This is a genomic window from Collinsella aerofaciens ATCC 25986, from assembly GCF_964237925.1.
GTDB classification, from domain to species: Bacteria; Actinomycetota; Coriobacteriia; order Coriobacteriales; family Coriobacteriaceae; genus Collinsella; species Collinsella aerofaciens_BJ.
The window spans coordinates 19,368-33,235 of record NZ_CAXSKI010000002.1 but is presented as its reverse complement, the minus strand read 5'-3'; the positions used below and the strand labels follow the sequence as shown (position 1 = coordinate 33,235).

Below are 13,868 nucleotides of genomic sequence, written 5' to 3'. Positions count from 1 at the left end.
CCACCACAAAGGTGCCTGTCCCCTTTGTGGTGGTTCTGAAGAATGTCTTATGCCGAGGCCTTGGCCTTGCGGCGCTTGCGGACCGCGTGGATCACGATGTCCAGCAGCAACAGCACAATGGCAACGACCACGATAAGCACGGCAAACTCGCGCTTGCCCCAGTGGCGACCAGCCAGCGACTTTTGCTTGTCGACGTCCTTCTTGCTGTACTTGGTGCGCACGCAGTGCACCAGCAGGCGATGGTCGTTCACGCCGTAGGGCGTGCAGGTGACGAGCGTCACCTTGTCCGCTCCGGGCTCGATGGTCAGCGACTCCATCTCCTCGGGCAGCACCACCTCGGAGTCCACCATCTTGTAGGCGAGCGTCTTGTTCATGGTGTGCAGCAGCACCAGGTCGCCGGGCTCCAGCGAATGGATGTCGTCGAACATGCTCAAGTTGCGCATGCCCGAGTGCGCGGTGAGCACGCAATGCGTCGAGGTGCCGCCCACTGGCAGGCTCGTGCCCTCCAGGTGGCCGACGCCCGCCATAAGGACTTCCTCACTCGTGCCGTGGTAGATGGGCATGCTCACGTCGATGGAGGGGATTTCGACCCAGCTCATCATGGGGTCGCGGTCAAAGATAAGTTGCTGAGCGTAGGGCTCGATCTGGTCGGCGGGGAGCTCGGTGGCCTCGCCCGCCAGCTGCTCGTTAAAGGAGCGCGCCTGAAGCAGAATGCGCTCGCGCTCTTCGGCAGACAGCGCGTCCACGGTGCTGGACACCGTGCTGATCTGGTTGAACACGCCCGAGGCTTCGAGCCGGTCCAAGATCCACGGCCAGGTCATAAGGCCCACGCCAATAAGGATGATGACGATGGTGATGAGCCGGTCGGCCCAGCGCGGCAACCGCTTGCGACGGCGCTTGGGCTTTTGTTGAGGTTTGGGCTGAGGGCTTGAGCCGCCGTTGTCCGCGGCGTTATTGCTCTTCATATGTTTGGCGCCCTGCACCATCGCCGGTCACTCCTCTACAGCTCAGGTTGTCTAAACAAATAATAGCCGAATTGCGAGCTCATGCGCCGGACAACGCAGCTAAACAGCATTGCGCGGCGCGAGCATGGGCCCGCATTTGCGTTTTCAAAATGTCCCGAATCGGCGGGGCGATTCGGGATACAATGACAATAGGAAACGATGCATCCCGCGTAAGTGTACGAGAGCGCGGGCGGCCTAGTTTTCAGCTTTTGTTAAATGCCCGGGATCCGACCCCCGGGCATTCTTATTTGCGCTTGCTGCGGCGCAAATGCCTTCTACCGTCCGCACCGCGCGTGCGCCTACGGACCTTAAACCGAACCTCATACGAGTCAAGAAACGCGATGACGGATGAGTCCGCATCGGACGGTGGAGGCTGCCTGTGTTGTCCAAAAAACGGGGCAGACTCCAGTGCGGAGTCTGCCCCGAAAAGAGAATGGCAAAGCAAGAACGTGGATGGACGAGAAGAGTGTCCGCAAGTCTCATGGCCATCACATCCCACCTGCCAAAGGGATGGGTGAGCGAGCGTTACTCCTGCTCGGACTCCTCAGTCTGCTTACGGCTGCGGATGAGGTGCGCCACGCCGATGCACAGCACCGCGCCACCAGCGATCCAAGTGAAGGTCACGCCGTTAAGGCCGGTCAGCGGGAGGTTGGAGCCCTTCTTGTCAACGATGGTGAAGCTGAGCTTGCCGACTTCAGCTTTCGCGGAGCCCTCCTGAACAACATCTTGACCTGCCACAATGGCGCTCGTCGTGTCGGGCGTCACATTCGTACCGTCCTGATTGAGCGTGCGGCTGATAGTAAAGGTCACGCCGTTTGCCGCGGAATTGTTGTAGCCAGGCGCAGGCTTAACCTCCGTGAGGATATAGGTGCCCTCATCGAGGCCGACAACGTTGATCTTGCCTTGGGAGGTGGTGGTCAGTATTGCTTCATTCTCATTTGACGTCGTGGTGCCGTCGGCCTTGATAAATTTGCCGGTGCCTTGCTCCTTCAGCGTGAATTCGACGTCTTTGAGAGTCTTGGGGTTGCCGGCCTCATCATTATCGCTGCCAACCTTGGTAACGTCGATACCATAGGTGTAGTCGTAGGCCGGATGGTCAACCGTGGTACCGGTGCCATTGGTGTGCGGGTTGTTGGAATAGGTCAACTTGACATTGTTCACCTGGGCCTTGCCGAGCATATCCGCGTTAATCTTGCCAGCAACCAGTTTTGCCTCATAGTTCACATAGACTGTCGAACCACCGTCAACGTTGATGAGATTGCCAGCCTTATCCTTTGCTTCTTTGAGGTTCTCGAAGGAAACAGTGAGCGTATTCGTGCTTTCCCCCGGGACATAGGTCGCACTGTAGCAAGCGGGATCCACGACTGAATCGTCAATCTTGACCTCAACGACTGGGTTACCACCCTGAAGCTCTGGAACCATCGTGGAGGGGAGCTCGTCAGTGAAAGTGTAGCTGTACTTGACATACGTGTTAATGTTGCTAGCCACAGTGCCGGCAAGCTGATATTCAACAGGCTGTTCAGCAGCGGAGTCGGCAGCCTTGTTGGCTGCGGTAAAAACATCCTTGCTATCGTCCGTAACAAACTTGCCGTTCTTGTCATCCTTTACGGCCTTGGTCACGTTGGGGACGTCCTTCTTGGGGGCCACGTTAACGTCAGAGCCACCGACGATGGTGAAAATCGGCGAGGTATACGCATCAGTATTGCCATTAGCACCGTTGGTCGTACTGGGCGTATCGGTCACGAAAAGCCAGTAGCCATTATCAAGATCCTTAAAGCTACCTTTGGTGGAATCGCTTGGCTTTGTCCACGTGAGGGTCTCGTCCCCTTCCAAGGCCTTGGCAATCAAGTCAAGAGTTGTGCCAGTATCAACCGCCGTAGTCTCTCCAAAATTAGAGCCCTGAGTCGTGCTGATGAACTCCGCCCACGTCTGGGCGTCAGCATCTACTTCAGGTGCTCCAGTAACGTCTTTGAGCGCAGTCGTAACGAGGGTTTTCACATTACCCGGAGCCCACTGAATATCGGAAAGAGTCTTAGCGGCCGAGCCATCCCAGCTCCCATCGCCCTTCTGATCCTGCGTGACCTTCGCGGTGAAGATCTGAATGCCCTTGAATGTCGTGCCGGTGTATGTTTCGTCGGTGATAGCCACCTTACCCTTCTCCGTGGCCACCGTCGGCGTGCCCGCCGCAAACGCCATGGTCACCGGGGCCATGACGCCGCCGAAGCTCAGGGCTGCTGTGAGGCCGGCGGTTACTGCCAGGCGTGCGATGTTCTTACTCATACTCATCTTCTTTTCCTCTGCTTTCTGCTCGAATTCCATTTGATCTAAATCTGTCTGTCTGTGTCTTAGCATCTACTTCGCTACGTCTCGCCCCGCTCTCTGTGGGGCTGCCAGCTACTCTTTATGGCTGCCACCTTCCCGTTTGACCAGGAGCGCGACCACGATGAGCGCGGCTCCGGCGACCGCTGCGGCGGCCGCGGCGTACATTGCCATATCGCCAGTCGAGGGCATAAAGCCTCCGGTGGTAATGCTAGGAGGTGTGCCGGTGGGCGTATTGATGAGCGACGCCTCCAGGCTGCCCGTCGACCCGTCCGCGCTGTCGGCGCGCAGGGGCGACTCGGCCGTGATGGTGAGCTTGGGCTTGGCGGCGGCCACCTGGTCGACGTCCAGGCCCTCGGCCTTGACCGTCACAGAGCGCGTGCCCTCAAAGGCGGTGTAGCCCTTGGGCGCCTTGAGCTCGCGAACCTCCAGCTTGCCCGAGTCCACGCCCGAGACGGCCACGCGGCCGTCCTCGCCCGTGGTGACGGTGGCCTTGCCCTCCGCATCCCACGTGCCGTCGGCCGCTAGCGTGCGACCGCGGTCGTCGGCGATGCTCAGGACCGCCCCGGCAAGCGGCTTGTCGCCGTCGCTGCCGCGCTTGGTGAGCGCGAGATCCCAGGTGTAGGCGCACGCATCGTCGCTCGGCGTGCGGGCAAAGCCCGCGTCGCCGGACTGGTCGGTAAAGGGAGAGCGCGGGTAGCGCAGGTAGACCTCGTTGGGGTTGCCCTTCGCGATGCCGTGGTTGCACGCGCTGTTGAGCGGCGCGTTGTACACGGCGACCACGCGGGCGCCCGCGGCGAAGGCGTCGGCCCCGCCGAGCGCGGCGATCAGGTCGCCGGTGCGCACGGTGAAGGTCTTACCGTCGACCGAGACCCCGCACTGGGCCGTGATGTCGGTCCAGCCCTTCGCGGGCTCGGTGCCGGCGCGGCCGTCCTTGCCGGTCGAGACGGCGTCAAAGCCGCCGTCCGCGCCCGCCGCCACGTACACGCGCACGCTCGCGGCGACCTTGGAGGGGTCGAGCCCCGCGCTCATGGTGTCGACGAACCGCACCGTATAGGTGTCGTAGGCCGTGAGCCCCGCCGGGACCGTGGCCGAGAGGCGCCAGTACAGGTCGTCGGCGACCGTGGCATCGGCGGCCTTCTGCCAGGCGGCGGTGCCGTCCTCCAGCACGTGCTTGGCCACCTTGGGCGTCGCGGCCTTGGGCTTGACACTGACGGCGCTGCCGCCCACCAGAACCATGATCGGAGCGGTGCCGACCTCGTCCTGGCCGATGGCGTCGTCGTCGGCGACGATGAGCCAGTAGCCGCTGGGCAGCTGGGTCGTCGTGCCCGCGTTAAGGGCCACGGACGCGGCGCCAGAGCGCTGAAGGGAACGAGCGAGCTGTGCGCTCAGCGCGCTCGTAAGGTGGGAATCGGTGTTGAGCCACTCGGCAGCTTCCTGCGCGGTGGTCTGGGAATTGGGCATGCCGGCGCTGTGCAGCACAGGCAGTGCGGCGTCGCGCGCGGCGTCGCTTGCCCAGGTGAGGTCGGTGGCGATCTTGGCGTCGCTGTCGCCGTCGACGACGTTGGCGCTAAAGATCTGGTAGGCGTCGTAGCTGCTCGCCACGGTGCCGCTCACCGTGATGGAACCGGTCGAGGTCGGCGCGGCCTGCGCGGAAGCGGGGAACACAACCGCGCAGGTGCCGACCACGAGGGCAAGCAGCGCAAACAAGATCGGGAAGGAGCAAACTTTCTTATTCACGACGCTCACCTCCCTTCGCATTCGCCTTGCGACGAATGTGCATCCAGGCTGCAGCAGCGCAAAGCACCGCCGCGCCGGCAAGGTACGTCAGAGTGACGCCCGACATACCAGAAAGGGGCAAAGAGGTGGAGTAGGTGTTGGTGAAGGTGGAGGCGGGAATGGCGTCGGGCGCGGCGGCGGAGGGTTCAACCACGACGCCCTGCCCGTTCTCGCCAAGGGTGTTGCCCATGTCGTCCTTCATCTGCGTAACGGTGGTAGAGGTGGTAAGACCGGTGTACTTGCCAGTGGTCTCATTCATGACGGCCTTCACCGTGACGGCAACCTGGTACTCGGCCTTGGAGTAGCGGAGCTTATCGATGGCACCGGTGGTAGGCGCGACCTCCTTCACCGTGTAGGTGTAGGTCCTGGCGTAGTCATCCGCCGTACCGGGGGTATCGGACAGGTGCGACTTGTTGAACGTCATGGCGCCAAAGGTCGCCGTGATGTTGTTGGGCTTGGCGGCGTCGGTCTCCCCTGCTGCGGGTGCAATGGAGAGGTCTGCCGGGTTAGGAATGGGCACGTTGGTTGCGTAATCCCCCGTAGCCTCGATGTTGAAGTCGAACGCAACGTATTTCCCGCTGGAATCCTTCGGCCAGTCCGTATTACGGACGGACTTAGTCACCGGGATTTCCACGGACGTGGTGGTGAGAGAATCGGAGATGTACGTAGTGCCCTCAACAATGCTCGGTTTCTTTCCCTCGGTCCACGCAATGGAACCGTCCGCCTTGGACACCGTGAACTCGTAGGTTGTCTGGTTCAGCTCGTAGCCAAACGGCGCCTGGGTCTCCGTGAGCGTGTACGTGCCCGGCAGCAGACCCTCGAGCTTGAACTTGCCATCGGCGGGATCAGAATCTGCCCACTTGTTGCTGACAGCTTCCGCATTCGTATCGTTATCAATCACAGTCAGGGATGCAGCGTCCGGAATTTCGGCACCATCGGCATCCTTTACCTTGGTAAGCGCCCACTCGGAACCAGCCAAAGGAGTGTGTCCCGTGTCGCTCTCCTCAACCTTGGTCCAAGACACCGTACCGGTGATCTTGGTGTTGGAGATGGCGCCCGTGGTGTTGGAATCATCGAATGAAACGAGCTTATTTCCGTTCACCGTGTCCACATGACCCTGAACATAGTTCACCTGCTCGCCGGTGTTGTTCATGGTTGCGTAGTAGATGGTGTCCGACTTCTGATAACCAGCCGGCGCCTTGACCTCGCGAATGTAGTACGTGAAGTAGTCTTTATCGTTGGGATCGCCAATTTTGGCCTTCTGATTCAAATAGTTGAACTGAAGCTCGCCATCATCCGAAGAGTAATCATTGGCACCGCCATCCGTTACCGTAACGATGGGATACGTTTCATTCTTGGCATCATCGACAGTGCCGTATATCGTCCACGAGGAACCAGAAAGCGGCGTCATGCCGTCCGCAGCGTCGACCTTGCTCCACGCAATGGCAGAGCCGTCCGGTGTATACGACCCAGACCACGGGAAGTTGTGACGCTCCTGATCCATATCGATGACGGAAGCCGAGTTACCCTCGAGATTTGTGAAGTTGTACGCGATCTTAGGGTTGTTCATCATGAAATCTTCGCCCACGTACACACGACCGTTGGTGGTCACATGGTCGTCGAAGCTTCCGTTGGGAACGAGAATCGATCCGAGCATAGCAGCGGCGGGGTCATCGTCGGTCCACTTGCCGTCCCCGCCGCCATTGCCCCAGTCGCTTCTACCCTCGCCCGCAATGCCACCACGGATGGTGAGGCTCGTGGTATCGACAAAATTCCACATGATGGACTGGGAGGCCAGCGAGTATTTCGCGCGAAGGTCTTTATCGGCGTTACTCTCATAACCGCGAGATATTTCTGTATCGCCCCACCAGAAGCGCCAGCCATTGTGGAACTCGACAGGACCAGCACCTGTAACGTTCACGACAATGGATGCGCCTTCGGGGACATTGGTGAACTTAAAGTCGACGCCGCGGTAGTAGACGCCATCCTTCAAGTTGGAGAGCTCGGAACCGGCAATGGTGAAGACCTGTTGCATAGAAGTTCCATCGCCGGTAAAGGTGATAAGTCGCTCGGTGTTGCAAATCTTATAGTTCGGGATTCTGGTATCAAGCGCACCGGAAACAGACTTCTCACTACCATCGAAAGTGAGTGTATAGCTTGTTCCCTTGTTATCGTACTTGTTGATTGCGTAGCTGTTGTCGCTAATTGCGGAACCATCCGTAACTGTGCCGGTATTTGCAAACGAGGCGAGCTGTTTCGATAGCTTCGAGAGGTATCCATCTGCACCGTTGTAGCTCGAATAATCGTTACCGTTAACATTAGTCAAATCAACATTTTGATTGAACAGGTCGCTCTTCAGAGCATCCGAGCCCTCGAACCAATTACCTTGCTTTTTCACGACAGACTGGCGCCCGTTGTTAGCATTCGAATCCCAATAGGAATAGGTAATGGGACCGGCGATCTGCGCGGTATAGTCATAGCCAGGGTGGGAGTCAGTCTTTGTCGCCTTGCCGACCCAAGCACCCTTGGTCCAAGCACCAACCGTCGCAGCATCTGAGGTCGTTCCCTGACCGGTATTCATGTTCTCAATCAAGCTGTTTATGCCGGCGACCGCAAGCACCGTGCTTCCCTCCCTGGGACGAAACTGCGATCCAAAACCAACGGTGCCGAAACGGAAGCCCTGGCCGCCCCAACTCTCCTTGATAGGATTCATGGCCAGTTTGCCGTGGACCACGGTAAGGCCCTCCGCCTCAGCGGCATATGAGCCGGTGGGGGCGTTATTCGCATCAAGAGTGCTAATTTTGTTCGGCTTACCACCGATGTACATGTCGCGGCCGACGTAGGTGGCCACGCCGGGATCGGGGGTGGAGATATCGATATTCGTACCGATACCGATAGACGTGGGAACATAAATTCCCTTCTCCACGGTGGCCGTCGCTCTCGCTGAAGCCGCATTCGCACTCTGAGCCTGCTCAACACTATTTGAAGAGCCAGCCTCGCCGCCATCGGTCTCGTTGCTATTCTGGTTTTCGGCATCCTCGCTGGTGTTATCTACAGCAGCGGACTCACTTGAGGAACCCCCCCCCGTTACAGTTTCCTCGGTAGAAACTGTCTGGGTGTCGTTGGCGATGGCCTGCGAGATCGGGGGCATAACGAGCGACAGTACCAGGCTCAAAACGGAAGCTCCGCACAAAACACCTGCTAGTACACGATGTGCCGTTTTATTGTTCTGCTTAGATTTATCTGAATTTGCTGTCATCGATGTCTCCTCCCCAAGAGACTGCGATCTTGCTCTTTCACTATCAAACGTATCTGCGCAATCTGTAATTGCGCACGCTTAGTAACACATAATTGTAACGATTGTTTGAACATCTGAGCAACAAAACCGATAGTTTTGTAGCGAATTCTCAATTCTCTTGACATTTGCTCAGATTTACCTTCGTTTATTCGCTATCTATTTTTTGTTTCTACTGGTAATTTAGTTGCCCATCATTTTTTAATGGCATTAGATTTATTTGCACAACATTTTGCTCAAGAGCAAACGTCCCGCCCACGGTCAAAAATCGACCGTGGGCGGTAGGTCATTTAACCGGAAGGAATACCCCACCAAACTGATGAGAATATCTTTAACCCATCGGTGGTTAGAAGCGTGATGTTCAGACAACTATATTTGAATTTTCGCGCAGATTTCAGGCATTAATTCGCCCAAATCGCCTGAGGCCACCACAAAGGCGCCTGTCCCCATTGCGGTGGTTCTCCCCCTGCGCTACAGCAGATGTTCCTCGATAAAGATCGCGATGCCGTCTTTGTCGTTGCTCGCGGTTACAAAGTCGGCGGCGGCACGGGTGGCGGCGCTGCCGTTTGCCATGGCCACGCCCACGCCGGCGTCAGCCACCATGCAGGTGTCGTTGTCCGCATCGCCAAACACGCAGATGTTCTGGAGCTCCATGTCGTTGAGCTCCGCCACGCGCACAAGGCCGCGCGTCTTAGACACGCGCGGATCCATGAACTCGTAGAGCCGCTGCGTGGTTTGCAGAGCCGCCGCCTTAACGGTGTCGTCGGCAAACGTCGACGCCCGCTCGATGACCCGCGGCATTACCTCGGGCGCCATGGTAAACATCACCTTGGGCTGCGGCTCGCGCAAAAACTCGGCAAAATCGACCACCTGGTAGGGCACGCCGTCGACGCGCGACAGGTGCTCGACGCACGCATTGCTCTCGGGCACATAGAACACGCCGTCTCGGGGGCAGACGGGCGTTGCCGGAAGGTCCGCCATGTGCTTACAGATGCGCGCGATGGTCTCGCCTGGCAGTGGATAGCTCAGCTCGTTGATGTCGTGCGCACGGTCGATGACCTCGGCGCCACCGCAGCCCACGAGCACGTCCACCAGGCCTTCGATGCCCCAGGGCTCGTACATGGCCTCGGTCGCGTGGGCGTCGCGTCCGGTGCACAAGCCAAAAAGCACGCCGCGCTCGCGTAGGGCGCGAATCGCCGCCACGGTGCGCGGGGACACCGTGTGCCCGCTCGTGAGCAGCGTGCCGTCGATATCGCAGAACACGGCTTTGATGTGGGTGAAGGTGGCGTCCATGGGAGGCCTTTCTGGGTTGTGCGGCGGTGCTGAATGTGGTCGGAAATGGTGTACATGGTATACCAAGGCGCAGGCGCGGCCTGCCAAAGCAAAAACCACCACAAAGATGCCTGGCCCCTTTGTGGTGGCCGGACTCGCAGGATGGCCTGGCCCGGGGCGCAAACCATCACAACATTCGACGTTTTTCGGCAAAATCGCGATTTTCATCGAATGTTGTGATGGTTTTTACTGCTTTGCGGCACGATCCAAATGCCGGCGTCCAACCAGCAGCAGCGCCGCGGGAACCGCCGTCACGGCCATGCCCGCCCCCACGAGTGTCTGTTGTACGCCAAATTTTGCCGCCAGCCACGGTGCAACCGCCAGAGGGGCCACGCCGGCGAACATATTGCCAAAGCCCATGACCGAATTGACGCGGCCAAGCTGCTCGAGCGGAGCCGTCGTTTGCACGATGGTGTTGTGGAGCGGGTTGACGACACCCCAAGCTATGCCCAGGGCGATCTGGCCGACGAGGGCCACGCCCACGTACGGCGTCCCCACATAGAGCAGGCTTCCCAGGCCCACGGACATAAGCGCCACGAGCAGCGTTTTAAGGTTGACCAGGTGCGGCGGCAAGCGGAGCGCGAGCACGGCACCCAGCACCGCGCCCACGCCCGAAGCCGACGAGAGCCAGCCCATCCACTCAACGCCGACGCGTAGGACATCGCGATAGAAAAACGACTCGAGCGGATCGAAGGCTCCGTAGCCAAAGTTCGAGAGAAAAATAATGCAGAAAAGTAGCGCGAGGACGCTGTTGGTGAAGACTGTCTTGATGCTGGCTGCGAAGGTGGCGCGGGCGGACGTGCTGGGGTTGGAGCTTTGTCCCGCACGCTCCCCTTCCTCTGTCGAATCGGCATCCGCATGCCCGGCGACATGGCTGGTCTGCGGCCTAAAGCCCCAACCGACGACGAACGCCAGCACGGTAAAGAGCATCATAAGCACGAACACCGCACGCGACGACGCAGCCGCCGCGACAAAGCCGCCCAGCGTGGGACCAACGATGATACTCACGTTTGAAAACATGGCGATGGCGGAGTTGATGTCTTTGAGCTCGACAGGATCGTCGGTGAGGTAAGCCGGATAGGATGTGGCGATGGGCTGGGCGAATCCCATCGTAAAGCCCAGAAACACCGCGCCGAGCAGGACGACGCCGGTCGCGCTACCAAAGGCGATGATTGCCGTGCCAGTTGCGAGCGTGCCGACGATGCTCAGCAAGAAATGGCGGCGCGGACCCCATGCGTCGAGCGCAGCGCCGCCCGCAAAGGATCCCAGGATCACGAAAACGTTCATGAACAGGACGGCCAGCGATGTCGCGACGACCGAGGCATCGTCCGCATAGGTAAGCGTTCCGATGACGCCGATAAAGTAGCTGGTCTGAAACCCGGTGTAGATGAGAAAGCGCATCGCTACCAGGCGCTTGGCCTGCATGGACAGCGAAGGTTGAGGTTTTGAGAGAAGAGATGCGAGCATGGAGACTCCTTGTTTCATACGAATACGGGCGGTGGGTATTCGCCACCGTCTGTCAAATCAATCTATCCGCATGAAACATTAAGGACGCATCAGGACCCTTCTCTCCGTTTTTCGCTCAGTATGAACTACTTGGTAGATTGTAAGGCATGTCCCAACCATCTACCAAAGCAAAACCACCACAAAGGTGCCTGGCCCCCTTTGTGGTGGAAATGACGTTTGCCCAGATAAAACCTGCCAAAACAAACCTGTCCCTTTTTGGCAGGTTATGGCAGCGCAGCGAGCCGGCCCTTAAAGGTGATCTTGGATAAGATCACAGATGGCTCGGGCGTCGTTGATGTTGATGGCTCGGGTCGCAAAGCCGGCGTCGAAGGCCTGACGTGCCAGGGCTTCGTTGCAGGCAAGGGCCAGCGTGTGACCGTCGACCAGGTCGAGCGAGCTCTTGCCGCGCAGACGGTCGACACCGGAGCGCGCGACCACGATGTTGTCGAAGCCCTCGGTCTTGTAGCCCTCGATGATCACCACGTCGACATCGTTGTAGCGCGACAGCAGCTCGCGCGCGGGCATCTCGTCCTCCTCGCGCGTATCGGCGTACTCCGCCCAGCGCGTGGCGCAGATGAGTCCCACGTGCTTGGATCCGGCCTGGTGATGGCGCCACGTATCCTTAGCGGGCACATCGATATCAAAGCCATGATGCCCATGATGCTTGAGCGAACCCACGCGCAGGCCGCGGCGAGTGAGCTCGGCAATGACCTTCTCGACAAGTGTGGTCTTGCCCGAGTTTTGATAGCCGATAAACGCGATCGCAGGGACGGCCGGTGCCGGAGCTGCGGGCGCGACGGCGACGGATGCGCTCGCGGGTGCGGCACCGTCAGCGGCCACGGCCTCAACAGCAGCGGCCTGACGCTCTGCACGATTCCACACGCCCGAGCGGCCACCCTCCTTGTGCAACAGGCGCACGTCGACGATCTCCATGCCGCGATCGATGGCTTTGCACATGTCGTAGATCGTAAGGCATGCAGCGCTCGCTCCGGTCAGGGCCTCCATCTCGATACCCGTCTTGCCCGTCACGCCCGCCGTAACCAGTACGTGAAAGCCAACCTGCCCGTCCGTGCGCGCCGGTGCCCAGCCCTCGGGCACGTCCTCAGCCGGCGTCCCCGCCGGAGCGATGGGCGCAATGTCGCACTTGCTCTTGGTAATGAGCAACGGATGGCACATGGGGATGATGTCACTCGTGCGCTTGATGGCCATGATGCCCGCCACACGCGCGCAGGCAAGCACGTCGCCCTTTTTGGCGCGGTCCTGCAGCACCATGGCCTGCGTCTCGGGGTGCATGAGGATGGTGCCCTCGGCGATAGCAATGCGATGGGTCTCGGCCTTGTCTGACACGTCGACCATGCGCACCTCACCCCTGGCGTCCACGTGCGTCAGCTCGTCGCGACGGGCGTCGCGGGCGGGCTCGGTGGCAGCACTGGCAGTCGGCTGTGCGGACGCGTCGGCGTTACCAGCATTCGCCGCAGCCGTGCCTTTGTGGGCAGACATCGCGGCCCTGCGAGCGGCCTTGGTGGCATCGGCGTACCTGCTCTTGGCCATATGATCATCCTCCGATTTGGGACATAAATCGTTGCGTGCCCTCAATTATCGCGTGTTCCTGCGGTTTGTGGGCCACGGCATCGCGCCAAATCGAAAGTACCTGCATATCATCACCACGGCGCAGGGCGTCGCGCACCGAATACTCGGCATCACTGAACAGGCACGGACGCACGTTGCCATCGGCCGTCAGGCGCAGACGGTTGCAATTCGCACAAAAATGGTTGGACATGGCGCTAATGAAACCGACCGTTCCCGTCGCGCCAGGAAAGTGCCAATAGCGCGCAGGGCCCGCGCCGGCAGGAGCGTCGTTGATGCCGAGCGGCTCGAGCTCGCCCAGCCCCGCCGCGGCTGCCCCGGCATTGATGCGCGCCCGCAACTCGTCACTCGGCACGGTGTCGCTCGCGTCCCACAGCTCGGGATTGAGCGCGGGCGCGTGAGGGTCTACAGCACAATGTGAGCTCGTACGTTCGTCGCCAATGGGCATGTATTCGATAAAGCGCAGGTGGATGGGGCGGTCGACGGTCAGCCGTGCAAGGGCCGCCACATCCTGGTTGAGTCGGCGCACCACAACGCAGTTGACCTTAACGGGTTCAAAGCCCCAAGCCAGCGCCGCGTCGATGCCAGCCATGGTCTGCTCGAGCCGACCCAGGCGCGTGATTTTTCCAAACAGCGTAGGGTCGAGTGTATCGAGCGAAATGTTGACGCGGTTAAGACCGGCGTCTTTGAGCTGCGGCGCCAACTTGGGCAGCAGGGCACCGTTGGTGGTGAGCGAGATGTCCTCGATCTGCGGAATCGCGCGGATGTCACGAATGAGCGGAATGATACGGCGGCTGACCAGCGGCTCGCCGCCCGTCAGGCGCACGCGGCGAATGCCCTCCCCCGCCACCAAGCGCACAAAGCGGGCGATTTCCTCGGCACTGAGCAGCTCGTCGTGTGCACGGGGCGCCACGCCATCGGCCGGCATGCAATAGATGCAGCGGAAATTGCACTTGTCGGTAACGGCAATGCGCAGGTAGTTGATGTCGCGGCCAAAGCCGTCATGTTGCACGTGCCCGTCCACGCGGCCCTCCCCTCACGCGGCG

The 13,868-nt window shown here is 59.8% G+C and carries 8 protein-coding genes; all 8 read right to left on the bottom strand.

Features of this window, described 5'->3' with window-relative positions:
* Positions 1–47: 47 nt before the first annotated feature.
* A complete protein-coding gene (locus ACESWY_RS01145; protein ID WP_373092417.1) occupies positions 48–965 on the bottom strand; it encodes a class C sortase in 918 nt (305 codons plus the stop codon).
* A 564-nt stretch (positions 966–1,529) separates the two neighbouring features.
* Complete coding sequence (locus ACESWY_RS01140) at positions 1,530–3,284, bottom strand: SpaA isopeptide-forming pilin-related protein (RefSeq protein WP_373092415.1); 1,755 nt, start codon at positions 3,282–3,284, stop codon at positions 1,530–1,532.
* Positions 3,285–3,398: 114 nt separating this feature from the next.
* Positions 3,399–5,063: a SpaA isopeptide-forming pilin-related protein gene (locus ACESWY_RS01135; RefSeq protein WP_373092413.1), complete on the bottom strand. Its 1,665-nt coding sequence runs from the start codon at positions 5,061–5,063 to the stop codon at positions 3,399–3,401.
* Positions 5,056–8,361: a SpaA isopeptide-forming pilin-related protein gene (locus tag ACESWY_RS01130; RefSeq protein WP_271760632.1), complete on the bottom strand. Its 3,306-nt coding sequence runs from the start codon at positions 8,359–8,361 to the stop codon at positions 5,056–5,058. The genes ACESWY_RS01135 and ACESWY_RS01130 overlap by 8 nt, the downstream gene beginning before the upstream one ends.
* A gap of 507 nt (positions 8,362–8,868) precedes the next feature.
* Positions 8,869–9,690, bottom strand: coding sequence for an HAD family hydrolase (locus tag ACESWY_RS01125; protein ID WP_373092410.1), 822 nt, complete (start codon positions 9,688–9,690; stop codon positions 8,869–8,871).
* 225 nt (positions 9,691–9,915) lie between these two features.
* Entirely contained in the window at positions 9,916–11,196 is a 1,281-nt protein-coding gene (locus tag ACESWY_RS01120) for an MFS transporter (RefSeq protein ID WP_373092408.1), read from the bottom strand.
* Between the two features lie 288 nt (positions 11,197–11,484).
* Positions 11,485–12,786: a molybdopterin-guanine dinucleotide biosynthesis protein B gene (gene mobB, locus ACESWY_RS01115; protein WP_138114143.1), complete on the bottom strand. Its 1,302-nt coding sequence runs from the start codon at positions 12,784–12,786 to the stop codon at positions 11,485–11,487.
* A 4-nt stretch (positions 12,787–12,790) separates the two neighbouring features.
* On the bottom strand, positions 12,791–13,846 hold the full coding sequence (gene moaA / locus ACESWY_RS01110; protein ID WP_271760628.1) for a GTP 3',8-cyclase MoaA: 1,056 nt from the start codon (positions 13,844–13,846) through the stop codon (positions 12,791–12,793).
* Positions 13,847–13,868 lie beyond the last annotated feature (22 nt).

Coding starts and splice junctions, on each gene's coding strand:
- mobB (WP_138114143.1), bottom strand. CDS start 12,786: ATGGCCAAGAGCAGGTACGCCGATGCCACCAAGGCCGCTCGCAGGGCC.
- ACESWY_RS01130 (WP_271760632.1), bottom strand. CDS start 8,361: ATGACAGCAAATTCAGATAAATCTAAGCAGAACAATAAAACGGCACAT.
- ACESWY_RS01125 (WP_373092410.1), bottom strand. CDS start 9,690: ATGGACGCCACCTTCACCCACATCAAAGCCGTGTTCTGCGATATCGAC.
- ACESWY_RS01120 (WP_373092408.1), bottom strand. CDS start 11,196: ATGCTCGCATCTCTTCTCTCAAAACCTCAACCTTCGCTGTCCATGCAG.
- ACESWY_RS01145 (WP_373092417.1), bottom strand. CDS start 965: ATGAAGAGCAATAACGCCGCGGACAACGGCGGCTCAAGCCCTCAGCCC.
- ACESWY_RS01140 (WP_373092415.1), bottom strand. CDS start 3,284: ATGAGTAAGAACATCGCACGCCTGGCAGTAACCGCCGGCCTCACAGCA.